This window comes from Oceanobacillus sp. B139/18, from assembly GCF_055524595.1.
The window spans coordinates 115,984-140,509 of sequence record NZ_JBVFXI010000001.1; the positions used below are offsets into that span (position 1 = coordinate 115,984).

Genomic DNA, 24,526 nt, shown 5'->3' on the forward strand with positions numbered 1-24,526 from the left:
ACCAATGACAGAAAAAAATAAAGCGCAAGCTCCTTTACTTTACATCAGCCAGCCTCAACTGAAAGCATCTCAAGCTCCGATGCAGGAAAATTATGTTGGCGACTATAGAAGACAGAAGAAACTCCATTCAAACGAAGTCCCGACTTTGAATAAAACACAGCCAAAAGATAAAAAAAGACCATCAGCCGAGAGCTCCCGGTCAGAAGAACAGCAATCGAGCAAGAAAAAGTTTATGGAAATGACGATTCCGGAAAAAATTAATTATTTAACCAATCGTTCTGAATTTGCTCCGTCGATAAGGTGTGAAATAATGACAGCTTCTAATAAAAAATACCGGGGCATTATTCGTGAAACAGAAAAAGATACTGTTTTTTTACAGTTAAATAACCGAAAAAACAGGGTGGAAATTGCAATTAAGGATATTGAAAGCATTCAGTTATTAGGGTTTTAAAAAACACCGTCCAGGAATATATTACCTGGATGGTGTCTTTTTGGTTCTTGCTGCTATTTTAGTGAAATGCTCTAATTGCTGGTAAGCAAGTAACATGGCAGAAACAATCTAAATCTACTGTGATACAAATACCTGTTGCTTCCAGGTCTTCGGTGTTTTGGTCAGTAGGATCCTTCATATGATCAAAACCGCAGCTTTCTCCATCACTGAGTAATAACTCAAGAATAGCACAATTGTTTTTATCTACTTTTTTCACCCTGAAAATAAAGCTTGATAAAATAGGATTCATCTTGTTGTGATGGTTTTTCGTGGTGCCAAACCCTTTAAAAGGTTTGCAATCCTTGCAGTATAGAATAACAGGTACGGTGTCTAAATCATTCGTTACTTCATTTGTACATAAAAGATCGTTGATTGATTGTTCACAGCTCGTATCACAGCAATTTTCTACAATGTCATTTTGAGCATCAACAATGTCTTTTAAAATATCTGCTACACAACTTCCGGTATCGTAATTTTTTCCACAACCCATGAGAAATTGCTCCTTTCACAATTTGAATTTTCTTTCCTTATAGGATATGTGTCTTCCTTGTGTTGGTGTGGGCGAGTGTGGTTATGATGAATGGCTATTGCAATAAAAATAAAATTCTGACTATACAAAAATTAAGAAACTGTATATAATATAGAAAAAAGCGGTTTCAAATTTTTGAGGAAGGGTATATAAAGGTGACTATACAAAGGAGGTGCGGGGGATGGGATATATTCTTCCGGTGCAGACTTCACAGTATGCTGATTATCATCAAAGAGTACAGCCGACCCAGAAAAAAGCGGACCAAGTAGAAAGTGCTTTTAAGGTTCAATTGGATAGAAAGCATCAGGAACTAAGCGCAACATATGAGCGCTATTACCGCAATCGGCCTGAACCTCAAAAACCAATCGACCTGCCGCTGGATTCTTCCCTCATCACGGGGAGAGGAAGGCATATCAATAAATATGTATAATAAAAGCATTCCTGTTTCCAACAGGAATGCTTCCTTATGATTAAGCAGAAGATCAGCCTCAATCATAATCTGTATATTTTTTATGATTACGATTAAAAAAGGGTACAATGTATAGAGGACTCCCTTTTATATACTCTGCATAAAAAATTTCTGAAACATCTTTATACCCCTGTTCATGGATAGACTCCTCCAGCCAGGATAATGGAAGATTTTTCTCCTCCATATTATCTTGAATGATTTCCCCGTCATTAATGAGCGTGATAGGCAAGGTAACATCCTGGGGAGATAATTTTAGATCCTTGCGTGTAGGCGTTTGATAATCCGTTTTTTTCAGAACAGAAACCGTTCCATTTGCTTCTAATACTGCAAATTCTACCTCACTGATAGAGAACACATCTTTTTCTCTTAAAAGGTGCTGCAGCTGATTAATATCCAGCTTGGTTTTTTTCATCATATCCCGGACAAGTTTGCCGCGATGGATTATAATGGTTGGACTTCCTTCAAGCAGATGTCTGGTCCGCTTATACTTTTGTGATACGATTTCGATAATATACATGAGAATAGCATATAGAGCTACGACGAATGCTATTTCCGGTATCCCGGCATTAGGATCAAATAAAGCATTCCCGACTAATTCTCCCAAGAGCAATGCGGAAATAAAATCAAATGGAGTAATCTGAGAAATCTGTGTTTTGCCTAATAATTTTGTGATTAAAAATAATGCGAAAAAACCAAAGATAACTTCTGTAAACATACTCATATAACTAGACATATCATACGCTCCTTTAATGTACACAGTATTTTATAGTGTGTACAAAAGCAGAGAAAAAATGTATTAAAAAAGACCCTTATCTGCCAGAGATAAGAGCCTCTATATTATAAAATTACAATTCTTTAACCATGGTGACATGAGGAATGCCTGCATCCATAAATTCTCCAGATGTCACTTCATAGCCAAGCTTTTGGTAAAAAAGCTGCGCATGTGTCTGTGCGTTTAATTTGGCTTTATGAAAATCCTGATTTGTAATTTCTTCCTCCATTTTTTGCATTAATTTCTTGCCGATAGCCTTCCCTCGCTGAGATTTGAGCACGCAGATACGCTCTAATTTGCCGTAACCGTCTTCTGTGAAGCGCAGACGGGCGGCCGCAACAGGGGTTTCTTTATCATAAGCGATAAAATGCGTAGCTGTATTATCAAATTCATCGATTTCTTCTTCCGGCGGCACGTTTTGTTCTTTAACAAATACGTTATTTCGAATGTGATAGACATCTTGTAATTCTTCCGGTGTCCGTGCGGTTTTTACGAGCATGCGTGTTTATTCCTTTCCTAATAAAAATGTTTCATATACCGTCCAAGAACCGTTATCTAATTCGTATAACAGCTGGAATCGGTCAATATAATCCTTGATTGCAAAACCTTCCATTTTTAATCTTCCTACAATATCTGAGAATTCATCATGCTCCAAATCCTGGGCAATTGTAATATGCGGTACAAAAGAATGTTTTTGGTTATTCTCAAGAATTCCTTGCTGCAGGTGTTCATTGAGCGTTTGTAACTGTTCGATTGGTTCAACTTTTAAATAAATGGTATTTGTTATCGGTTCAAAGGTACTTACCTTATTGATATGAATATAAAAAGGGTCTACGCTGCCCGCAATTTTATGGAGCTCCTGAACCACGTCATCAATCTGCTCCGGATCTGTTTCAAACGGGTACTTTAATGTAATATGCGGAGGGATTAACGCGTACCTTGGGTCGTAACGCTTTCTTAATGCATTTGCTTGATCCTGTACGTTTTTTGAAGGGAAAATAGCGATTCCATATTTCATTCATACAACCTCCTAGTATATAAATTATTATCAGCTATAAATAATCTGTATTTACATAAGTATAGCAAAAGAAATGGAAAATAGAAATTTTAATCAAATAAAGTTGTGAGCAGGCGGCGCATATCATTTTGCCAATACTTCCATGTATGGATACCATCCTCTAATTCATGATAGGTATATGCTGCTCCAGCATTTTCCAATGTCTGATTTAATTTGCGGTTCGGTTCTACAAAGTCAGCTGTATTCCCGTCGCTCATTTTTACTTCTGTTTCCTCTGTACCGATGGTGTGATAAATATCCAGTGTGGACAGGGGCTTTGCCTGCTCCACATGAGCTAACACCTTATCATCCACGTAAGGGGACTGTATTCCTGCTTTATCAAATAGGTCCGGATATTTCATTGCGGTCATCAATGCCAATGTTCCTGCCAGAGAATCGCCAATAATAGAACGTGATTTTTCCTGGTGATTTGCCGGAATCAGTTCATCTAAATATGGCACGACTTCCTGGATGAGAAAATCTGTGTATGCTTCATTCTGCTCGCCGGACGGGTGATATTTTTCTCTGCGGTCATATTTATCTTTGTAATGAATTCCCACAAAAATCACATTATGCATTTCTTTTTCATCATGAAGCTTGTCGCTTAATGTAGCGATTCGTCCCATCTGAAAGTAATCCTTTCCATCCTGCATGATGCAGATTTCATATTTATACGCTGTAGAGAAGACTTCAGGATGATAAATCTGTAATGTCATCGTTTCTCCTAAAAAGGAGCTGTTTATTTCTTTTTCAATCATTTTTCCTTTCCTGCGCAAGCTTCCCACCTCCATTTTTTATAATGAATAATATGTTTTTATCGTATAGAAATAGTTTATCATTGTGTAATGGTGCTGTCACTTGAACGTCCTTTTGCAGTTTATTCTATCGCAGTGTAACACCCTGATTCATTCAACTGATATTTAGTAAGAAAAGCAAAAATCGGCTGAATAAAGTCTCATTTTATTGATAAAGATGATAATATTTCCCTTTCCGTTTCATAAGCTCCTCGTGGCTGCCCTGCTCCATGATATTTCCATCTTCCAGCATGATAATTTTATCTGCCTCCCGAATCGTATTGAGTCTATGGGCGACAACAAAACTTGTGCAATCCTTCATCAGGCGTTTTAATGCTTCTTGAATGTGCAGCTCTGTTACGGTGTCAATATTACTGGTCGCCTCATCAAGGATTAAAATTTTCGGATTTGCTAATAATGCGCGGGCGATGGTCAACAGCTGTTTTTGTCCCTGACTAATGCCGCTTCCGTCCTGATCCAACACGGTGTCGTATCTATCCTGCAAAGACATGATAAAGTCATGAGCATTCGCATTCTTCGCAGCCTGTTCTACTTCTTTATCCGTCGCATCTAAGTTGCCGTAACGGATGTTTTCCCGAATCGTTCCGTGAAATAAGAATGTATCCTGTAAAACAAAAGCCATATGCTTTCGCAGGCTGGTCCGTTTTATTTTTTTAATATCGATACCATCCAATGTAATCTGTCCGCTATCATAATTATAAAAACGGGAAATCAGATTAATAATGGTAGTTTTCCCGGCGCCGGTGTGGCCTACAAATGCAATTGTTTCTCCGGGCATTGCTTCCAAGCTGATATCATTTAGAATGTCTGCTGATTCGTAACCGAAGCCGACATGGCCAAAAACAAGATGTCCCTTTGTATCTGGAAGCTCTATTGCCCCGTCCTCGTCAACTTCCTCTTGGGTTTCATCCATTACCTGAAATACTCTTTCTGCACCCGCGATAGCGGATAGCAGCAAGTTGAATTGGTTTGATAATTCATTTAAAGGTCTGGTGAATTGTCGGGCATATTCAGTAAAGATAACAATCGTTCCGACAGTAACCAGTGCTCCGTTTGACGTGATAACTAGCACACCGCCGACAAAGGCGATCATCGCAAAGCTTAAAAAATTCAAGGTATTCATGATTTTTGGGATGAACCCTGAGATGGTCAAAGCCCAAAAACCAGTATTCTGCAAGGATTTATTTCTTCGCTCAAACTGGTCTTTTACATAATCCTCCTGTGAATACGTCTTCCCAACATGCTGACCGGAAACGATTTCTTCTACATAGCCATTAACATCTCCCAAATCCCGCTGCTGTAATTTATAAAGAGGTCCGGTTCTTCTGGTAATCCAGCGCATCGCGAAAAACATGGCTGGAATAATCGACATCGTAACAACTGTCAGGATAGGACTCAGATAGAGCATAATACTGACTGTACCGATTAAAGTAAGCACACTGGCGAAAATTTGAATCACTGATTGGTTCAGGGTGTTATTGATATTATCGATATCATTGGTTAGCCGGCTCATCAACTCCCCATGCTGACGCTGGTCAAAGTAGGAGATAGGGAGGCGGTGAAATTGTTCAAATAAATTTTTTCTCAGCGTATATACGGTTTGTTGTGCAATATCTACCATCCAATAGTTTTGAAGAAAGAGCGATAAGGAATGGATCATGTAGACGATAACCAATCCTAAAAGCAGCAGACCAAGTCCGTTTAGCTGCCCGACTGCAATAAAATGGTCAATAGACATTCCGACTAGAAAGGGACCCAATAGAGCAAATAATGAACTGATAACGACCATGAAAATAACAAGAAATAATTTCCCTTTTTCCATTTTTAAATAGTTCCAGATCCGTTTTAAGACAGCTCCCATGTTTTCTGCTTTTTTTGAAGCACCTGTATCCACAGTTGATACATCAATTCGTTTATATTGAAAAGCAGCTTTTAAAGAATTATTTCGCATGGAGAACCTCCTTTTCCTGCTGTGATTCTGCGACAGCCCGGTATAATTCAGAGCGGTCGAGCAGCTCATTATGCGTACCGATATCCAGAATTTTTCCTTGGTCTAGCAGAAGTATCCGGTCGGACGTTTTAGCAGTAGCTATTTTTTGTGTGATTAGAAGAACTGTATACGGATAATAATTCAACGCTTGCAGAAAACGTGCTTCAGTAGCTAAATCAAGTGCACTTGTACTGTCATCGAGCATTAACATCTCCGGCTTGCGAATAAGGGCGCGGGCAATAGAGATGCGTTGTTTTTGTCCGCCAGAGAGATTTACTCCTTTCTGACCGACTCGGGTTTCATATTGATGTTCCAGCTGTTGAATCGTATCATGGATTTGTGCATCCTTCGCTGCTTGAATCACTTCATCCATTGTTGCGTCTTTTTTTCCAAAAGCGATATTATCAAAAATAGAGCCGGTAAATAAAAGCGGTGTCTGCGGAACGTAACCGATACCATCCCGTAAAGCCTTGAAGGAATAGTCCGTTAAAAGTATATCATCTACGTAAATATTTCCTTTAGAAGGCTCGTAAAGGCGGGGTATCAACTGGAATAAAGAAGTCTTCCCGGACCCTGTTGCTCCGATAATCGCCAGTCGTTCACCAGCATTTACGGAGAATGAAATATCTGATAGTGTTTCCTTAAATGCGTCCGGATAACGGAAAGAGACATTCTCAAATACGAGGCGGCCTTTCGACAAAGAAAAAACCGCCTGTTTTAACTCCTCTTGTTCTCCATCTTCCTCTGTGAGCACCTCGCTGATTCGCTCGGCAGACGCCTTTGTTCTGGAAAGTATCATGATAATAAAAGAAAACATAGAAATGGCCATCGCTACACGAAGCGCATAATTGATCATCGTAACAACTTCACCAATATTTGCCTGCCCGTTAACAGTTTGGATGCTTCCGAACCAGATAATAAAAATTAAACTTAAATTCATAACAAACAATAAAACGGGACCGGATGATTCCACAATTCGAAAGGATTTTCGGGTCGTCACAGCAAGTGTCCGGTTGGCGTCATCAAATCGGTTTTCTTCTGTGCTGCGGCGGGTAAAGGCTTTGATGAGTCTCATACCGGCAAGGTTTTCCTGCATGACACGATTGACATCGTCTACATTGCTCTGTACCTGTTTAAATAATTTGCTTGAAATTTTTAATATCCATAAAAGAAATAAAATGAGAAGCGGCACAGTGACTAAAAAAATCAATGCCAGCTGCGCATTGACTACAAAAGCCATGATAACACCGCCAAGGACAGTCAATGGTGCTTTTGCCATAATACGAAGCACCATGAAAACGGTATTCTGAATCTGGCGGATATCATTTGTAAACCGCGTAACCAGAGAAGATGTAGGGTATTTATTTAATTTTGCATAGGTGAAGCTCTGAATTTTGGAAAATAGTTCCTCCCGCAAATCATAAGCATAGGAAAAGCTGACATGAGAGGACAGAAAAGAATTTAGAACGCCTGCAAGAAAGGATAAAAGAGCCAGGCCAATCATAATCGAACCCCAAAATGCAATATTTTGGATATCCTGATTTACTACCCCTTGATTAATCATCAGTCCCAAGAAGAGGGGAAGCAACAGCTCTACTGTAAGCTCGATAAGCATTAATGAGAATGCAATTATTGAAGGAAATGTATAAGGTCTTAAATAGGAAAACACCTTTCGCAAATCAACCACCCGCCAACTAAAAGAGTAAAAGTATTCAGAAATTAAAATGGAAATAAATTGTTTACTATATTATAGAATGAATGGTGATAAATAAGCCAGTATTTGGTTCGGTTTACGAAGTGATGATGGGGGGGAGTTATAACCCTGTAAAATCTACAATAATAACTATATAAATTGAAATTAATAGCTACCGCTACAACGGGTTTCATGGGGTGAGTAATCGCAACCCCAGAAAAACACTCCGCTTTCCGTGGGCCCCGAGCTCATCTCCTTTAAAGAAGACTTGCTGATTGGCAAGCCGTCAGGCGCAGACAGAAGCAAAGTCGCACTTATGCCCCGCAGAAAAAAAGAAGTTCGCTTTTTTTCTGCGGGGTCTTCCCTCCGCGCTTTCCCACGACGGACAGGACGTCCTAGTGTCGGTCGTTGGTCACAGGACGTGACCGTTCTTAGCTGACCAGGAGTCTCTGTGTTTTTCTTCTGGGACTGGGACTGCGGTTACTCGCCCCACCGAAAACCATTGCGATTACTCGCCCCATCAAAAACCGTCGCTAGTTACTGTTTTCAATCATTATTTCGTCGTTTTTATAAGAAAAATAAAGTGTAATTTCTTACTTCAATTTATATAGATAGTATGTAAAAAGGAAAACGAGCATGAGTAAAAATAAAAATAGCAACTCCTAAATGGTTAGAAGTCGCTATTTATTAATGAATGATTCCGATTGGACTCGAACCAACGACTTCCACCCTGTCAAGGTGGCGCTCTCCCAGCTGAGCTACGGAATCGTATGTAAGTACAAATTATATTATACAGCCAAATGAAGCAGAAGACAAGCTAATAAATATTTATTTCGTTCTAATTGAATCGCATCGAAAAATGAGTTTTTGATGACTGCTTTATTTTAATAGACTATTCTCTATGCTTTTGTCCGCCTGTTAAAGTGGAATAAATGAGGGACAATACATCTTAGGAATAGATAAATTTAAAATCATAAGAATATTTAATAACTTTCCTTCAATTCTTCCTTCCTGTAAAATGAAATAGATTACATTATATTTAATTTGAAAGAGAGAGGAAATATAAAATGCTAGAAAAATTAAAAGCCTATCGATTTCCACTTATTCTTTTAGCTTCTATTATTATTGGAGCGATAATTGGATTGATTTTTGGAGATGATGCAACTGTGATCAAACCTTTTGGGGATTTATTTATTAATTTATTATTTATGATTGTTATCCCGCTTGTATTTTTCTCTATTTCGTCAGCGATTGCCGGCATGGATAGCATGAAGCGGCTTGGGAAAATCATGGGGTCGATGATTACCGTATTTGTCGTAACCGGGGTGATTGCTTCTGTAGTGATGCTTATTGCTACTGTTATATTCCAGCCGGGCTCAGGTGTCGATATCCCTTTAAGCACTCCTGAAAATATAGAAGAACAGAGTTTAGGGGATCAATTAGTCAATACATTTACAGTACCTGATTTTGTTGATTTATTTTCAAGAGATAATATGATGGCCCTTATTGTGATGTCCATCCTGGTCGGTGTTGCAACTGGATTGGCAGGAGAGAAGGGGAGACCGTTTGGAAGATTGCTAACGAGTGCTTCCGATGTGTTTATGAAGTTAATTAAACTCATTATGTATTATGCTCCGATTGGGCTCGGCGCGTACTTTGCATCCTTAGTAGGGGAATTTGGTACAGCGTTGATTGGTGATTATGCCAGGGCAGTGATTGTCTATTACCCTGTGGCTGTATTGTATTTTGCGATTGGTTTTACATTATATGCCTTCCTTGCTGGCGGAAAAAAAGGAGTCAGCCGCTTTTGGAAAAATATACTTGGACCGGCTGCAACCTCACTGGGGACTGGAAGCAGTGTTGCAACAATCCCGGTTAACCTGCAGGCGGCAGAACGGATTGGTGTTCCGAAAGATATTCGTGAGACCATTATGCCGCTTGGAGCCACCATTCATATGGATGGTTCCTGTTTATCTGCTATGTTAAAAATCGCCTTTATCTTTGGGGTATTTAATCAGGATTTCACTGGAATCGATACATTTTTAACTGCCATTGGTATTTGTTTATTATCTGGTATCGTGATGAGTGGAATTCCGGGAGGCGGCTTTACAGGGGAGTTAATGATTATCACATTGTATGGCTTTCCGATTGAGGCCCTGCCAATCATCACAGCTATCGGAGTGGTTGTTGACCCGCCGGCTACAATGGTGAATTCTACTGGTGATACGGTGTCGAGTATGGTTGTGGCAAGACATATCGAAGGGAAAGACTGGATGGAGAAAGCAGATGCCGCCAGGACTTAATTTATAAAATGCAAAGGTGCTGTGTCCCGGTAAGTTTGGGGCACAGCACCTTTTTTAAATTATTTAGTTTAGAAATATATTATTCGTGGAACACAAATAATATAAATAAATTGTTAGATTTCGTAGGAGGTATATTAACATGAGTGATGGTTTTAAAGATAAAATTAAAGGTGCAGGAGATAAAATAAAAGGTGAAGCAAAAGAAGCGTACGGCAAAGCAACAGATAACCCGAAAAAGCAAGCGGAAGGAAAAGCTGATAAAGCAAAGGGCGCCGCAAAAGATAAAAAAGGCGAAATAAAAGATGAGCTGAACAGTTCGAATGAAAATGATACAAAATAAAAGGCTGTTTTAACGGCAATAACATTTTGAAAATCGTTAGGTCGGCTTTTGCCTAAATATAAAAACCCCAGATACCTTGATAAGCAAGGAATCTGGGGTTTTTTGAACAGGCTTCACGCTATTAATGAGAGTAGAAATGAATGGAATATAACAGCCTTGATATAGCAAGGTTTGAATGGTCATTTTGTAAAGAGTAAGAAAGTATATAAAAAATGCTGAATATAGCCGCTCCAACGGAAAAAGCAACAGGTAGACCTGAGCAGGAAGCGGTTTTCTTACCGTGAGGCTGAACGTTGCCCGCGGAAAGCGACTTCCCGTAGCGGACATCCGGACATCGCTTCGGCGAGGACACCTGTGATTTAAAGACCAAGCGGTGTTCTTGGTTTTTCTAAAACCCGCCGAAAAAGCAGGCGAAACTGCATTCATGGTTACTCCAAACTGATTAACCTGAACCAGATTGTGGTTCTTAAGATTAATAAAATAATTTTCATTTTATAAAAATAGCCCTTCACAGAGCGTGAGAGGCCTTATCAATTAAATTTACTGTTTTTCCATGTTATTAAACTCTGAAGTGTCGCGAATTGACCAACTAATTATTCCTGGTCCAGCCACAGGCTCAGAATAGATGATTTTCTTTCTGGAAATATTTTTAAAATATTCATTAGCTTCTTTTTGAGAATTAGCGACTACTGTATGTTGCGCCCCGTTCGTATAAATATCAAATGCTTCCATTTTAAAATCCCTCCAAGTTATTAAACGTATTATTCTTTCTCATGTTTAAAAACCAGTATTGCCAATCTATCTATATATTAAACAATCAATAAGGACTTTTTAAATAAAAAAGCCCTCATATTGAAAGGTTAAGCTTCCTGCTCACGCATTTTTTCTAACTAAAAAGCCACCGAAAACACAGTTCTTCAACCTATTGCAAAATGTATATAAAAAAAGCCTTGAAACATTGATTTAACAACATTTCCAAGGCTTTTCTTGTATTTAAATTCAGTTCAACCCGATTAACGAGAGTAGAATTCAACAATAAGCTGTTCGTTAATCTCAGCTGGAAGTTCAGAACGCTCAGGGAAACGAGCATACGTACCTTCTTTTTTCTCCGCATCAAAAGTAGTATATTCTGGTACGAAGTTGTTCACTTCAATCGCTTCTGTAACGATATCTAGTTTTTGAGATTTTTCACGAAGAGCAATTGCTTGACCTGGTTTTACAGAGTAAGATGGGATATCTACGCGAACGCCATCTACTGTAACGTGACCATGGTTAACCAATTGGCGAGCTTGTTTACGTGTGCGAGCAAGACCTAAACGGTAAACAAGGTTATCAAGACGAGATTCAAGAAGAATCATGAAGTTTTCACCATGGATACCTTTCATGTTACCAGCTTTATTGAACAGGTTACGGAATTGACGTTCGTTCAATCCGTACATGAAGCGTAGTTTTTGCTTCTCTTGCATTTGCAAGCCGTATTCAGATAGTTTTCTGCGTGAGTTCGGTCCATGTTGACCAGGAGCGTAAGGGCGTTTATCTAATTCCTTACCAGTTCCAGTTAATGAAATGCCAAGACGACGTGATTTCTTCCATACTGATCCAGTATAACGTGACATAGGACATTTCCTCCTTTATGTTTTATTTGCATAAAATAAAACGCGCGTGATCGTTCCGTTGTTCATTATGTTTTCATGTACCATCGCTCCAGCAGCAGAGAGTTACACGATACACCTTTATAAGCTGAAACTTACAAAGGAACAAAATGAGTGCAAGCGTCGACTCACTTAGGCCACTTTATTATTTTACACAAATTATAGTATATAATTTACATATACGCTTGTCAACATAAAATTAACATAGAGTTAAATAAATCAGGCTAAATTAGAGTGAAATTAACAAAATGTTAAGTTAGAATATTTTTTTCTCTAAGAGCAAAAATGATTTATTATGCATTCGAATCCGTTATAATGAATATATCTACAGTTACCATTTATAGTGAAAAAGGACGTTTATAAATGTTTCTCAAGCTGTGCAACAAATTTTTCTAAATTATCTTGATCGATTGCATCGAATCTGTCATAAATCGGACTGTCGATATCCAAAACACCGATAATTTCCTTATTGCGGGAAATAGGAATAACAATTTCGGACTTTGAAGCTCCGTCACAGGCGATATGACCAGGAAATTGATGGACATCTGCTATACGCTGTGTTTTATTTTTAGAAACCGCAGTACCGCAAACTCCTTTTCCAAAAGGGATACGAATGCAGGCAGGAAGTCCTTGAAAGGGGCCGAGCACTAATTCTTCGTTTTCGGTTAAGTAGAATCCAACCCAGTTAACTTCATCTAAAAATTGGTTGAGCAGAGAGGAAGCATTTGCTAATAGCGCGGTTTGATTTGATTCTCCTGTGGATAGTGCGTCCAGTTGTTTAATAAGAAGCTCATAGTCTTTTGTTTTTTCTCCAGAATAATCAAGTTGTTGAAACATGATGTATTACCTCCTAAAAGTTTATAGTAAAAGCGTGACAAATAATGACATATTGAAATTTATTGTCGATAATCGATTAAAGGATTTATCCCTTTCTTTGTCGTATGAATAGAGTAAGGAGTTGAAAAGAATGAAAAATAATATAACGAAGCAAAAAGTAGTTGATGCTGCTTCCTCCCTATTCTTTCAAAAAGGATTCCATGGCACTTCTGTGCGCGATATTGCAGAGCGGGCCTCTGTGAATGTTTCCTTGATCAGCTATTATTTTAAAGGGAAGCAGGGCCTTTTAGAATATGCTGTAACAAACTATTATGAAGCATATTTAGAAAAAATAGAAGAATCACTGGAAAAAACAGAAGCTGATGCTGCAATCTATCGATTAAATGAATTAATTTTTACAATTATACATTATAAGCAAATGCATCATCAATTAACATGTTTTATTCAGCGCGAATTATCTCTTGATTCCGTGTTTGTCAGAGAAATGACCGTCACCTATCTGGCGAAAGAAAACTATTATTTAAAAGCGCTGTTTCAGGAAACAATTGGTAAAAGCGTCGGACAGGAAGAGAAGCACTATTTATTTATGCAGCTGAAGGGGATGCTGATTACCCCTTATATTTTGCATTCAGATTGGAAGGACCAAATTGTAGGGGAATTTGCTCATGAACAATTTGTTAAAAAGTATACAAAAAGTATACAAAAATGGATACAGTTTAATACGGACGTGAGGATAGGAGGGGAGATTCAATAATAAAAAATATGTCTTTTTCTCCGTATTACAATAAAAAGTTGTTGAATCGATAAGAAAAATGTATTTTCTTTAGCCAAAAGGGCGGAATACATGATATTATAAAGGATATATTATTGTGATTTTTATAATTGTTGATATATTTATATAGAGGTTTATTGGTTGGGAGGCAAAGTATGGCTGTCGTAGTAGGGATTATTTTAGCGATTATTGTATGTTTAACCGTTGCTTTAATTGTAAGAAAACGAGTTTACGATCATGTGGACCATATAGAAAAATGGAAATTAGATATCACGGATAGAGATGTAGCAAAACAGATTGGGCAGATTAAAGCATTGAATCTTTCTGGAGAGACCTTAGAGAAATTTGAAGCCTGGAAAGAAGAATGGGAAAAAATCGTAACAAAATCCTTGCCTGACGTAGAAAAATATCTTGTGAATGCAGAGGAAGCAGCTGACCGTTTTCTTGTGCCGAAAGCAAACAAGATTTTAAAAGAGGCGGAAAGTCATCTGGGGAAAACAGAAGAAGAAATAAAAGAAATTATTGCAGAGTTAGAGGAATTACTTCGTGCAGAGGCAAATGGACGTGAAAGCGCGGAGGAATTAAAGCCTAGAATCAAAGGATTAAGAAGCATGCTTTCCCAATCCAGATACCAGTATGGCAAGGCTGAAAAGGAATTTGATAAAGAAATTGATGCATTGGAACTGATGCTGGAGCAGTACGATGAATTTGTGAATGATGGTGATTATTTAAAAGCAGATGAAAGCATTCAAGAGCTAAAGGAAAGTACTCAAACGGTAGAGAATAAATTAGAATTATTCCCTGATTTGCTCAAACAAGTAAAGCAGGATATGCCGTCACAATTAACAAATCTTTCCGCCGGTATGAAAGAGATGAAGGAAAATGGATACCGGATTAAACACTTAGGTTTTGAAAAAGAAATTATTACATATCAGGAACAATTGAGAAATCTGGAATCTCAGCTGGAAACAGCAGATATAACAGAAGTTGAAGAGCAGCTTCAGCAAATGGAGACCCGTATTTCAGAAATGTACGAAGCGCTGGAAGGGGAAGCAATTGCTAAAAATTATATAGAGAAGAAAGCTCCGGAGTATGAAGATTCAGTAAAACAAATAAGTGCTACGTATGAAGCAGCAACACTGGAAATTGAAGAAATCCAAAAAGCTTACCACGTAGAAGACGATGATATGGAACGTTTCCAAACCATGGGTAAAGCGATCAAGGCTTTGAAAAATCATGTAGAAACAATAGAGCAGAGTATAGATGATGACAAACAATCTCATTCTGAATTGAAAAAAGGAATTGAAGAAGGCTTTAAGAAGATTGAAGAGCTGGAAGAGGAACATGAATCGTTTAAAAAGTCTATCGCAAATTTACGGAAAGATGAACTGGAAGCAAGAGACAAGCTGGAAGAAATGCACGGCCAGCTTGCAGAGTTGAATCGAAAGCTGAAAAAGAGTAATATACCAGGAGTGCCAAGTTATATTTGGACGCGTTTTGAAACAGCATTGCAAAAAAACAATAAAGTAATGGAAGCATTAGAAACCTACCCTCTGGATATGAGCAGCGTACAGCACGCATTGACGGAAGCAAAAAGCTCGATTGATCAAGCTTATGAACAGGTGGATATGATGTTGGATCAGGCTTACTTGACGGAGCAGGTGATTCAATATGCAAACCGCTACAGAAGCCAAAATTCAGAGCTGGATCATAAGCTGAAGGAAGCTGAAAGGCTATTCCGTAATTTTGAATATGAGCTTTCTTTAGAGCATGCCGCCAATGCAGTAGAAGAGGTAGAACCCGGTGCTTTAAAGAAAATAGAAACGTATCAAGAGGAAAGAAACAATTAAAATAACTTTTAACAAATGGTAAGTTCCTTAGATTTTTCCGCTACGATAACATAAGAAATATAAGATGAAGGCTGTCGCTAAGAATGAAATACTTATTGCTTAGGTCAGCCTTACATTTTTGTTTATGCAAAAAGATTTAATGTAAGAAGGTGCAAATATGATATATTTTGATAATAGTGCGACGACGAAGCCGCATTCAGAAGTCGTAGATAGTTTTACAAAAGTGTCCGCTAACTACTTTGCCAACCCCTCATCCATACATCCTTTAGGGGGACAAGTTGAAAAGCTGCTGGAGGCAGCCAGACAGCAGGCAGCGGATTTAATTGATGTGCCGAGAGAAACGATCATCTTTACCTCTGGAGGGACAGAAGGAAATAATACTGCCATCAAAGGAGTTGCCCTGGAGCATCAATCACGCGGCAAACATATTATTACCACTGGAGCAGAGCATCCATCGATTCATGATACTTGCGGGAGTCTGGAAAAACTGGGCTTTGAAATTACCTATTTACCTGTGACAGAAAATGGAACTGTTTCTGCAGCAGATGTAGAAAAAGCCATTAGAAAAGATACCATCCTTGTTACTATGATGCAGGTGAATAATGAAATTGGTTCGATTCAACCGGTTGAAGAAATTGGGACTGTTTTGAAAAAATATCCGAAAGTATTATTTCATGTGGATGCCGTACAAGGTTTAGGGAAGGTTCCTTTGAAACTTACGGGTTCTGGCATTGATATATGTACCTTTTCCGGTCATAAAATTCATGGTCTAAAAGGAACCGGACTTCTGTATGTCAATCATACAGCGAAATTATATCCGCTTTTGCATGGCGGAAGTCAAGAATCGGGTATTCGTTCAGGAACAGAGAATGTAGCAGGCGCTGTTTCCTTTGTAAAAGCATTGCGGTTAATCAAAGAAAAGGAAAGCAGTCAAAAGGATAATGTTTTAAAAAGGCTGCATGATAAGCTTATAAATGAACTTCATCAGATGGAGGATGTAGAAATTAACAGTCCGGAAGATGGTGCGAATCATATTGTTCATTTTTCCGTTCCTGGAATCAAGCCGGAGGTTATTATCCACAGTTTAAGCCAGAAAGAAATATATATTTCAACAAAATCTGCTTGTTCCTCCAGGGATTTAACAGAAAGCCATGTGCTCGTTGCCTGCGGAAAACCAAATGAAGTTGCTTCTTCCGGCTTACGGGTAAGCTTTTCTTATGAGAATACGGAAGCAGAAGCGGCAATTTTTGTAGAGGAATTAAAAAAAGCAATTCAACAATTTAAAGAGGTATTGAGGTAGATAATATGCAATATGATCATATATTAATTCGTTATGGAGAGTTAGCATTAAAAGGAAAAAATGCCAAGCAGTTTATATTAAAGCTTCATGATAATATACACCAGAAGGTAAAAGAGTTTGATGGTGTGAAAGTAATGCGGACACAAGGGAGAATGTTTGTCCTGCTAAATGGCAATCCGCCGGAGCCAATCATTGAAAAACTACAAAACGTTTTTGGCATTCATAGCTTAAGTCTGGCAATTCGTGTAGAGAACGATGTGGAAGAGATGAAAGAAGCGGCTCTCTATGCATTAAAGCGGGAGCCGAATGCGAAAACATTTAAAATGAGCGTTCGCCGAACAAAAAAAGATTTCCCAAAGCATTCGGGAGAAATGAATCATATCCTGGGCAGTCATTTATTAACGAATACGGAGGATATTACCGTAGATGTACATGACCCTGATTTGGAAATTAAAGTAGAGATACGTAAGGAAGCAACCTATATTACGAGCGGAACCATCAAGTGCCGGGGCGGATTGCCAGTCGGAACTTCAGGAAAATCGCTGCTGCTGCTTTCAGGAGGAATTGACAGCCCGGTGGCCGGATTGTTAGCAATGAAAAGAGGCGTACATTTAGAAGCAATTCATTTTCATTCTCCGCCATTCACCAGTGAACGCGCGAAGCAGAAGGTGCTGGATTTAGCGAAGCAGTTGACGACATATGGGAAATCAATCAATGTGCATATTGTTCCATTTACCAAATTACAGCAGGAAATTTTTAGAGAGATGCCGAATGATTATGCGATGACTATTATGCGCCGTGTGATGTTTCGTGTCAGTGAGGAGCTTTGCAAGCGCGAAGGAATCTTATCCTTGACTACAGGAGAGAATCTTGGGCAGGTGGCAAGTCAAACTATGGACAGCATGCACACCATTAATGAAGTGACCAATTACCCTATTATCCGCCCATTGATTGCGATGGATAAAGATGAGGTTATTCGAATTGCGCAGGATATCGGCACATATGAAACATCGATATTACCGTATGAAGATTGCTGTACAATCTTTGTGCCGAAATCTCCAAAAACAAAGCCGAAGCGGGATAAAGTGAATTTCTATGAATCGAAATACGATTTTACTCCGTCCATTGAAGAAGCGATAGAGGGAATAGAAACCATAAAAGTAACCGAGAAGACCTTGTTTAATGAGGATTTTACAGACCTTTTCTAAGTAATATAAAAAGGACATGCACAAGAAAAAATTACCATAAAAACAAATGCATGTTTCTCCCCTGCTTGGTGCAATCTATAGTTACCAAGGAGGTGAACAACATGGCAAACAATAACTCAAATCAATTAGTTGTTCCAGGAGTGCAACAAGCACTTGATCAAATGAAATACGAAATTGCTCAGGAATTTGGTGTTCAACTTGGTCCTGACTCAACTTCTCGTGCTAACGGATCTGTTGGTGGAGAAATTACGAAAAGATTAGTAACAATGGCTGAGCAACAATTTGGTGGAACTAAATAAATAACATGATTGGCTGGCTGCCTCCGCTGATGCGGGGGCAGCCTTTATATTTGGATCTGATAAAAAACCTGCCGCAGCTTATTAGTGCAGTGCGCGGCAGGTTTTGAATTATTTTATTAAGGAGAATTTCCCCTGGAACTGCAGCTGAGTGAAGTTACGTTTTATAAAAAAGTACGTTGTATACGATTCCAGAAAGTGTTGTTTGACATTCTGACGGTTTTTATAACGGTGTTGTCCATTTCGATGTCTACATGACGAATGCGCTGTACAGGCCATGCTTCATTATCGAGACTGATAATTGGATAATCATTGCCGTCTTGAATGACTTCCAGCTGCAGTCTTCTATTCTGATTTAATATAAAAGAGGATCCTAATGTACGATAATTATTATTATTTAAAGAGGCGACTTCAGAAACTTGAAAGCTTGACAGTAACGGGTCGATAACTGCCCCGTGAGCTGATTTGGAGTAGCCTGTACTACCTGTAGGAGTAGATACTACCATGCCGTCACCCCGGAATGTTTCAAAATGTTCATCGTCTATTTTAACATCGATAACAATCGTTTTAATAATACTGGAGCGCAGGGATACTTCATTTAAGCAATAAAAAGCTTTTTCTCCATTCACACTCACTTTAATTGTTGGAAAACGGCGGACTTCTATTTTATTATTTGTGACCGCATCAATCATTTCTTCAAATCTGGTTATACTAAAATCACAGTATAATCCAATTTGATCCCCATCCGCGATACCTGTATAGATGCAATCCTGGCGGAAACCGGTGCGGCGAACTGCCTGCAAAAAGGTGCCATCTCCGCCAATACTGACAATAATAGACGCATCTTTAGATTTGTTCACGACATTCAAACCATTTTGTTCCGCCAGCGATTTCAGGTGATTTGTTTTTTCGCCTTCCTGTCGAGGGTGGTAATAAAAGAAAATGTTATTTCGATTCTGCATATAATAACCTCCAAACAAAATATAGTGGCACTGTACGCTTCTGTCAGTCTGCTCTATCCATGATATAGAGCCGTCATGTTGTCAGACAGGAACGGATGAGCTGCTTTTTATTTCAAAAGGAAGTGCAAGAGCACCATCCTCCTTTAGAAATAAGCATTTTCTATCTTTATCATAACATTTTCTAACTGGTATTTCTCTTTAGGATATGAACAGATAGTGAATGGTATAGGAAAGGGAACCAATTGAAAATACACATTCAGGAGCGCTGATTATGGATAGTTTATACATTATTTTAATTCTTATCGCAGGAATAGTTTTTTTCATCGCTTTTTTCCTGCAAAGTAAATGGATTATTAAAATTAAATATCAATTTCCGGAAATGCGTGATGCACAGATTTCTGTCTATCTTTATAAATGGTGTGTGATCAGGCAGAAGAATTTACGTATATCAAACCAGGCAGAGATGGAAAAAGGATTTATCCATTTTTATAAGCTGTTGCGGGAGAAAAAGCTTCATGTTTTAAAAGAAATACGATTACAAGCTTTATTAAAGGAATTGCAGGTGCTTGAATTTAAATGGCAGACCAAAGGAGGAACAGGGAATGCCTTTACTACTTCTATCACCAGCGGGACAATTTGGGCTGTAAAAGGGTGGCTGGTCGGTTACCTTTCACAGCACCTTCAGCTTTGCGGGAAACCGCAAATTAATGTTCAGCCGGATTTTCAAAGTGCCCGTCTTGAGACTGCTTTTTCGTGTATGATTTCCTTCCGCTTAGGAAAAACTATTCTAGGAATCATGCGTGTATTGAAAATAAAGGAGGTAAGAAAATGACAGAACATCCAATAGAAGGTTTGATGTCTAGCGCAATGAAAAATATACAAAAGATGGTTGAGGTAAATACAATTGTAGGAGAGCCTTTAAAAGCACCCGATGGGACTGTGATTATTCCTGTTTCCAAGGTTGGTTTTGGTTTTGCGGCGGGCGGAAGCGAATTTATGCCGTCAGAATTAAAGGCAGATGATGTGGAAGAGCACGAAATTCCATTTGGCGGCGGAAGCGGGGGAGGAGTATCGATTACACCGGTTGCTTTTCTCGTATTAAAAGAAGGAAAGATGGATTTGGTTCATATGGATCAGCATACACATCTGTATGAAAAATTAATTGATTTACTGCCAGAGCTGCTGCAGCGATCAAATATGCTGAAAAAAGAAAAGAGTGGCGAAAAGAAAGTAGAGCAGCATCATCATAAAAAAGATGAAAAAGAACGGGTAAAAACTTCAGAGAAGGAGCCTGAAAAGGAAAAGGGAGAATTAGAATCGATTCTTACCCGTTTTGAAATATAGATTGTCTACAATAGCTATAATTGGACAGTTTGTATAACAAGCCCCATAATAGGAATTGAATGATAATAGTAAAGATGGGGAGGAGAAATATCATGCCAAAACAAACTACATTTAAACAAGAACCCGTTACATTATTAGGAGAAGAACAAAAAGCAGGGAACAATGCTCCTGACTTTACGGTACTTGCAAATGATTTATCTGAGAAAACATTAGCTGATTACGAAGGAAAGGTGAAACTAATCAGTGTTGTGCCTTCTTTAGATACTGGTGTATGTTCCGAGCAGACTCGTCGTTTTAATGAGGAAGCAGCCAGCCTGGATAATGTATCGGTACTTACAATCAGCATGGATTTGCCATTTGCTCAAAAACGCTGGTGCGGTGCAAATGGGATTGAAAACGTAGAAACATTATCTGATCATCGCTCCGCAGATTTCGGCGAGAAGTATGGTGTGCTTATTGAAGAGCTTCGTTTATTAGCCCGTTCCATTTTCGTTGTGGACGAAAATAACAAAATTACTTATGTGGAATACGTTTCAGAAGTATCAGACCATCCGGATTATGATGCGGTATTGGAACATTTAAAATCAAAATAATAAAAAAAGCATGGTTTCCGCTTGGGACCATGCTTTTTTTATTGGTTATTCTACGGATTCAAATAATGGAATCATCTTTTGTGTTGCTACATCCAATAATCCTAAATCAGTAATTCGTACTTCAGGGATGACAGTTAAGGTTAAAGAAGATAATGCCATCGAAGGAGAGCGTCTGCCAACCTTTACTCCCATGGAATCTGCTGTTTGATTAAAGGAATCAATTTTTGGTGCAAGCTCTTCCACAGGTTCCGCTGCCATTAATCCGGCAATCGGCAAGTTAACTTGTGCTTTGACTTCTTGATTAGATACAAGGCAAAGTCCGCCGCCAGAAGCTTCTAATTGCTTGGCAGCTAGAAGCATATCCTTTGTATTTTTTCCAACAACGACAAGGTTATGGCTGTCATGCGCAATCGTAGTAGCATAAGCTCCTTCTTTTAATCCAGCATTTTTCAATATACCTACAAATGGTTTTCTACCTTGCCCATGTCTTCCAGTTACTGAAACATATAGGCAATCCTCTGGGAGAGATGAAATAACCCCATTTACAGCTTCCAGTTCCACCGTTCTTTTCTGTGTAGTACCGATTGGAAGCATCTCCATCGTATTGATTCTTACTTTTCCGTTCTGTACGGGTGAAGTAATTTGAAAATCTTCTTCTGTTAATACAGGGATGGAAACTGTATTTTTTGTTAGTGGCGGTACTTCACTGGATAGGGTTTCTGTTAAATGCTTCTCCTCCACCAATTGTTTTCCTTCGACAAATACATCGTTGATATCCATCTCATCAAGGGAGTTGACAAGGGAGAAGCTGGCGATATAGCCGGAGGCAATCGCTCCCTGATCTCTCAATCCGAAACGGACCGCACCATTTAAACTTGCATAGCGAATTGCTAATGGTGCGGGAATTCCTTCTTCAATACAGCGGCGGACGACCCGGCTCATTTGTCCGTTTTTCAGCATATCACTAGGTTCCACATCATCTGTACACATGGCAATATTGGAAGCGTAAGGAAGAACCTTCCATGCTTCTGCAGCAATGTCAGCAAATTGGCTGACACTGGATTCCCGGATATAGATCAGCATGCCAGCCCTTAATTTCTCAATAATTTCATCTGATTTACGGCTTTCATGATCTGTATTTACTCCAGCAGCAAGGTAGGCGTGCAAATCTTTTCCTGATACTCTTGGCAGATGGCCTTCGTTCAGCTTATTTTTTTGCAGACCAGCTTCCACAATGCCTGCCATTCGATCATCTTGGTTAATGACACCGACATAATCCATGACTTCAGCAACACCGACTGCTTCCGGCAAGTCTAATAGTTCATTAATATCTTCCGGACCAAATGCTGCCCCAGCTGTCTCCACACCTGGGATCGCTGGTACGCAAGAAGGAATGGTAAGTAAGAATTGTACGGGCAGATTTCTGCTGGCGGCTGCCATGTATTCCACACCTTCTTTTCCAAGGACATTTCCGATTTCATGCGGGTCGATAACTGCTGTTGTGGTGCCATGACGTAAAACTTCGCGGGCAAACATGTCTGGTGTAACCATTGTGCTTTCGATATGCACATGACAGTCAATCAATCCTGGAATGGCATATTTTCCTTTTGCATCGATTTCTTTTTCACCCTCGATAGGAAAGGAAGGTTTGCCATTTTCATACGCAGCAATTGCACTAAAACGATTTTCTTTTATGCCGATATCGGCAGGATATACTTCTGCAGTAAATACGTTAACCAGCTGTGCATTCCGGATAACTAAATCCATTTTGATATCTCCGCGTGCTGCAGCTACGATTTGGTTGCGACTATATTTCATCATTTTTTTCCTCCTTGTGTTGCTTTATTCTGCTAAGGTTATAAAATAAATAATCAATGGGATAACAAGAACAAACAGTCCCGGATGAACTTCTTTTATCCGGCCAGACAAGCTTTTTACAACAACATACATAATAATACCGGCAGAAATTCCGTTTCCGAAATTAAAAGTGAAAATGGTGATTACGATGGTAATAAATGCCGGCAATGATTCCGTAACTTCTGTGAAATCAATGTTTTTAACAGAAGAAAGCATGGTTAACCCAACTAAAATCAAGGCTGGAGCTGTTGCTTCTGTAGGAATAATCATAATAATCGGCGTAACGAATAAGGTTGCTAAAAATAAAATTCCTGTAGAAACAGCAGTTAATCCAGTACGGCCGCCTGCTTCGACGCCAGCTGCAGATTCCACATAGGTTGTCATGACAGGGACAGAGAAGAAGGAGCCCAAGGTGGTACCGCCTGCATCCACTAAGAAAGGCTTATCAATATTCGGCAGGTTTCCATTCTTGTCCAGCATGTTCCCTTTTCCAGCAACACCCAGCATGGTGCCGAGGCTGGAGAAGAAGTCCGGTACGAAAAAGGCCAGCATAAATGGGAAATATGCCATTTTTAATGCATCCATGATATCTAATTGAAATAATACTGGTCCCGGACTTTCAGGTAATGAAAATATGGATTCAGGAAGCTGAGTTACTCCCATTGGAATACCAATAATGGTTACAAGCGCAATTCCGATTAATAAATGTCCGCGCACATTTCGTGCTAAAAGAACACTCATAATGAGAAATCCAATTAAAGCGAGTATAGCACTGGGGGAGCTGACATCGCCTAATTGCAGAGAATTTGCACCCTCATCAGCAACCACCAGCCCCGCATTTCGAAAACCGATGAGTGCAATAAATAAACCGACACCTGCACCAATAGACAATTTGATTGCCGGCGGAATAAGGCGAACTATCAATTTTCTTAAACCGAAGATGGTAAATAATACGAATAGGATACCTGAGATAAATACCATACCCATCGCGGTTTGCCAAGGAATTCCTTCAGCGAGAACCAAAGTGACTGCTAAAAAAGCAACAGAGCCCAGGCCGGGAGCAAGGGCAAACGGACGGTTACTGTATAACCCCATTAGTATAGTGACTATTCCTGTCATCAGGATGACGGAAACAGTAATAGGCCCTACAGGCATCCCCGCTTCCTCCAGCATTCCAGGAACAATGATAAGAACGTATAGCATGGTCATAAACACAGTTAATCCTGCTGTCAATTCTGTTCGTGTATCTGTTTTGTTTTCCGTTAAATGAAAGAATTGATTAAGTTTGTTAGAAAACTTCATAAGATGACGATCTCCTTCTAAATGAATTGTTGGATGTGTCTCGTAAAATAAACAAAGTTCGGAAAAAACAGGATATCCCTGTATTTCCGAACTTT

At 39.1% G+C, this 24,526-nt stretch carries 25 protein-coding genes and 1 tRNA gene; 12 read left to right on the forward strand and 14 right to left on the reverse strand.

Features of this window, described 5'->3' with window-relative positions:
• The first annotated feature begins 4 nt into the window (after positions 1 to 4).
• On the forward strand, positions 5 to 451 hold the full coding sequence (locus ACZSMY_RS00510) for a CotO family spore coat protein (protein WP_042535421.1): 447 nt from the start codon (positions 5 to 7) through the stop codon (positions 449 to 451).
• A gap of 58 nt (positions 452 to 509) precedes the next feature.
• On the opposite strand, the gene ACZSMY_RS00515 is transcribed toward ACZSMY_RS00510, so the two are convergent.
• Positions 510 to 980 carry a CotY/CotZ family spore coat protein gene (locus ACZSMY_RS00515; protein ID WP_042535419.1) on the reverse strand — a complete coding sequence of 157 codons (471 nt, stop codon included), beginning with the start codon at positions 978 to 980 and terminating at the stop codon, positions 510 to 512.
• A gap of 220 nt (positions 981 to 1,200) precedes the next feature.
• Here ACZSMY_RS00515 and ACZSMY_RS00520 point away from each other — a divergent pair, with 220 nt between their 5' ends.
• Positions 1,201 to 1,449 (forward strand): hypothetical protein, encoded by a 249-nt coding sequence (locus tag ACZSMY_RS00520; RefSeq protein WP_042535417.1) that lies wholly within the window; start codon positions 1,201 to 1,203, stop codon positions 1,447 to 1,449.
• Between the two features lie 58 nt (positions 1,450 to 1,507).
• Here ACZSMY_RS00520 and ACZSMY_RS00525 read toward each other — a convergent pair whose 3' ends face one another.
• From ACZSMY_RS00525 to ACZSMY_RS00555, 7 genes are all read right to left on the reverse strand, one after another.
• Positions 1,508 to 2,221 (reverse strand): YetF domain-containing protein, encoded by a 714-nt coding sequence (locus ACZSMY_RS00525; protein ID WP_042535414.1) that lies wholly within the window; start codon positions 2,219 to 2,221, stop codon positions 1,508 to 1,510.
• A gap of 112 nt (positions 2,222 to 2,333) precedes the next feature.
• Positions 2,334 to 2,759, reverse strand: a complete 426-nt coding sequence (locus ACZSMY_RS00530; protein ID WP_289584941.1) for a GNAT family N-acetyltransferase — start codon at positions 2,757 to 2,759, stop codon at positions 2,334 to 2,336.
• 6 nt (positions 2,760 to 2,765) lie between these two features.
• Positions 2,766 to 3,278, reverse strand: a complete 513-nt coding sequence (locus ACZSMY_RS00535) for a YjcG family protein (protein ID WP_042535410.1) — start codon at positions 3,276 to 3,278, stop codon at positions 2,766 to 2,768.
• An 89-nt stretch (positions 3,279 to 3,367) separates the two neighbouring features.
• Entirely contained in the window at positions 3,368 to 4,093 is a 726-nt protein-coding gene (locus ACZSMY_RS00540) for an alpha/beta hydrolase (RefSeq protein ID WP_042535408.1), read from the reverse strand.
• A 184-nt stretch (positions 4,094 to 4,277) separates the two neighbouring features.
• Positions 4,278 to 6,083 (reverse strand): ABC transporter ATP-binding protein, encoded by a 1,806-nt coding sequence (locus ACZSMY_RS00545; RefSeq protein ID WP_465147395.1) that lies wholly within the window; start codon positions 6,081 to 6,083, stop codon positions 4,278 to 4,280.
• Positions 6,073 to 7,800: an ABC transporter ATP-binding protein gene (locus tag ACZSMY_RS00550; protein WP_465147396.1), complete on the reverse strand. Its 1,728-nt coding sequence runs from the start codon at positions 7,798 to 7,800 to the stop codon at positions 6,073 to 6,075. The genes ACZSMY_RS00545 and ACZSMY_RS00550 overlap by 11 nt, the downstream gene beginning before the upstream one ends.
• 710 nt (positions 7,801 to 8,510) lie before the next feature.
• Positions 8,511 to 8,583 (reverse strand) — tRNA-Val (locus ACZSMY_RS00555).
• A gap of 299 nt (positions 8,584 to 8,882) precedes the next feature.
• On the opposite strand from ACZSMY_RS00555, the gene ACZSMY_RS00560 reads away from it, so the two are divergent.
• Both ACZSMY_RS00560 and ACZSMY_RS00565 read left to right on the forward strand, forming a co-directional pair.
• A complete protein-coding gene (locus tag ACZSMY_RS00560; RefSeq protein ID WP_193063234.1) occupies positions 8,883 to 10,118 on the forward strand; it encodes a dicarboxylate/amino acid:cation symporter in 1,236 nt (411 codons plus the stop codon).
• Between the two features lie 139 nt (positions 10,119 to 10,257).
• Complete coding sequence (locus tag ACZSMY_RS00565; protein WP_042535399.1) at positions 10,258 to 10,458, forward strand: CsbD family protein; 201 nt, start codon at positions 10,258 to 10,260, stop codon at positions 10,456 to 10,458.
• Positions 10,459 to 10,998: 540 nt separating this feature from the next.
• Here the strand turns inward: ACZSMY_RS00565 and ACZSMY_RS00570 are convergent.
• The 3 genes from ACZSMY_RS00570 to ACZSMY_RS00580 form a co-directional block, all read right to left on the reverse strand.
• Positions 10,999 to 11,190: a hypothetical protein gene (locus tag ACZSMY_RS00570; RefSeq protein WP_042535397.1), complete on the reverse strand. Its 192-nt coding sequence runs from the start codon at positions 11,188 to 11,190 to the stop codon at positions 10,999 to 11,001.
• A 281-nt stretch (positions 11,191 to 11,471) separates the two neighbouring features.
• Complete coding sequence (gene rpsD, locus ACZSMY_RS00575; protein WP_042535395.1) at positions 11,472 to 12,074, reverse strand: 30S ribosomal protein S4; 603 nt, start codon at positions 12,072 to 12,074, stop codon at positions 11,472 to 11,474.
• 393 nt (positions 12,075 to 12,467) lie between these two features.
• On the reverse strand, positions 12,468 to 12,947 hold the full coding sequence (locus ACZSMY_RS00580) for a GAF domain-containing protein (RefSeq protein ID WP_193063236.1): 480 nt from the start codon (positions 12,945 to 12,947) through the stop codon (positions 12,468 to 12,470).
• Between the two features lie 130 nt (positions 12,948 to 13,077).
• Here ACZSMY_RS00580 and refZ point away from each other — a divergent pair, with 130 nt between their 5' ends.
• The 5 genes from refZ to ACZSMY_RS00605 all read left to right on the forward strand — a co-directional run bounded on the left by refZ (position 13,078) and on the right by ACZSMY_RS00605 (position 18,376).
• Positions 13,078 to 13,701 (forward strand): forespore capture DNA-binding protein RefZ, encoded by a 624-nt coding sequence (gene refZ / locus ACZSMY_RS00585; RefSeq protein WP_042535390.1) that lies wholly within the window; start codon positions 13,078 to 13,080, stop codon positions 13,699 to 13,701.
• 173 nt (positions 13,702 to 13,874) lie between these two features.
• The gene (gene ezrA / locus ACZSMY_RS00590; RefSeq protein ID WP_042535388.1) at positions 13,875 to 15,569 is read left to right on the forward strand and encodes a septation ring formation regulator EzrA; all 1,695 of its coding nucleotides are present in this window, start codon (positions 13,875 to 13,877) and stop codon (positions 15,567 to 15,569) included.
• Between the two features lie 157 nt (positions 15,570 to 15,726).
• Positions 15,727 to 16,869, forward strand: coding sequence for a cysteine desulfurase family protein (locus ACZSMY_RS00595; protein ID WP_042535386.1), 1,143 nt, complete (start codon positions 15,727 to 15,729; stop codon positions 16,867 to 16,869).
• Positions 16,870 to 16,874: 5 nt separating this feature from the next.
• A complete protein-coding gene (gene thiI, locus ACZSMY_RS00600) occupies positions 16,875 to 18,077 on the forward strand; it encodes a tRNA uracil 4-sulfurtransferase ThiI (protein ID WP_256704900.1) in 1,203 nt (400 codons plus the stop codon).
• 101 nt (positions 18,078 to 18,178) lie between these two features.
• The gene (locus ACZSMY_RS00605) at positions 18,179 to 18,376 is read left to right on the forward strand and encodes an alpha/beta-type small acid-soluble spore protein (RefSeq protein ID WP_040979745.1); all 198 of its coding nucleotides are present in this window, start codon (positions 18,179 to 18,181) and stop codon (positions 18,374 to 18,376) included.
• A 161-nt stretch (positions 18,377 to 18,537) separates the two neighbouring features.
• Here ACZSMY_RS00605 and ACZSMY_RS00610 read toward each other — a convergent pair whose 3' ends face one another.
• The gene (locus ACZSMY_RS00610; RefSeq protein WP_256704899.1) at positions 18,538 to 19,335 is read right to left on the reverse strand and encodes an NAD kinase; all 798 of its coding nucleotides are present in this window, start codon (positions 19,333 to 19,335) and stop codon (positions 18,538 to 18,540) included.
• A 271-nt stretch (positions 19,336 to 19,606) separates the two neighbouring features.
• On the opposite strand from ACZSMY_RS00610, the gene ACZSMY_RS00615 reads away from it, so the two are divergent.
• From ACZSMY_RS00615 to tpx, 3 genes are all read left to right on the forward strand, one after another.
• Positions 19,607 to 20,167, forward strand: coding sequence for a DUF2953 domain-containing protein (locus ACZSMY_RS00615; RefSeq protein ID WP_465147397.1), 561 nt, complete (start codon positions 19,607 to 19,609; stop codon positions 20,165 to 20,167).
• Positions 20,164 to 20,679 (forward strand): GerW family sporulation protein, encoded by a 516-nt coding sequence (gene ytfJ / locus ACZSMY_RS00620; RefSeq protein ID WP_042535378.1) that lies wholly within the window; start codon positions 20,164 to 20,166, stop codon positions 20,677 to 20,679. The genes ACZSMY_RS00615 and ytfJ overlap by 4 nt, the downstream gene beginning before the upstream one ends.
• A 92-nt stretch (positions 20,680 to 20,771) precedes the next feature.
• Entirely contained in the window at positions 20,772 to 21,272 is a 501-nt protein-coding gene (gene tpx / locus ACZSMY_RS00625; protein ID WP_042535376.1) for a thiol peroxidase, read from the forward strand.
• Positions 21,273 to 21,317: 45 nt separating this feature from the next.
• On the opposite strand, the gene ade is transcribed toward tpx, so the two are convergent.
• On the reverse strand, positions 21,318 to 23,093 hold the full coding sequence (gene ade / locus ACZSMY_RS00630; RefSeq protein ID WP_465147398.1) for an adenine deaminase: 1,776 nt from the start codon (positions 23,091 to 23,093) through the stop codon (positions 21,318 to 21,320).
• Positions 23,094 to 23,114: 21 nt separating this feature from the next.
• Positions 23,115 to 24,431, reverse strand: coding sequence for an NCS2 family permease (locus tag ACZSMY_RS00635; RefSeq protein ID WP_193063239.1), 1,317 nt, complete (start codon positions 24,429 to 24,431; stop codon positions 23,115 to 23,117).
• Positions 24,432 to 24,526: the final 95 nt, after the last annotated feature.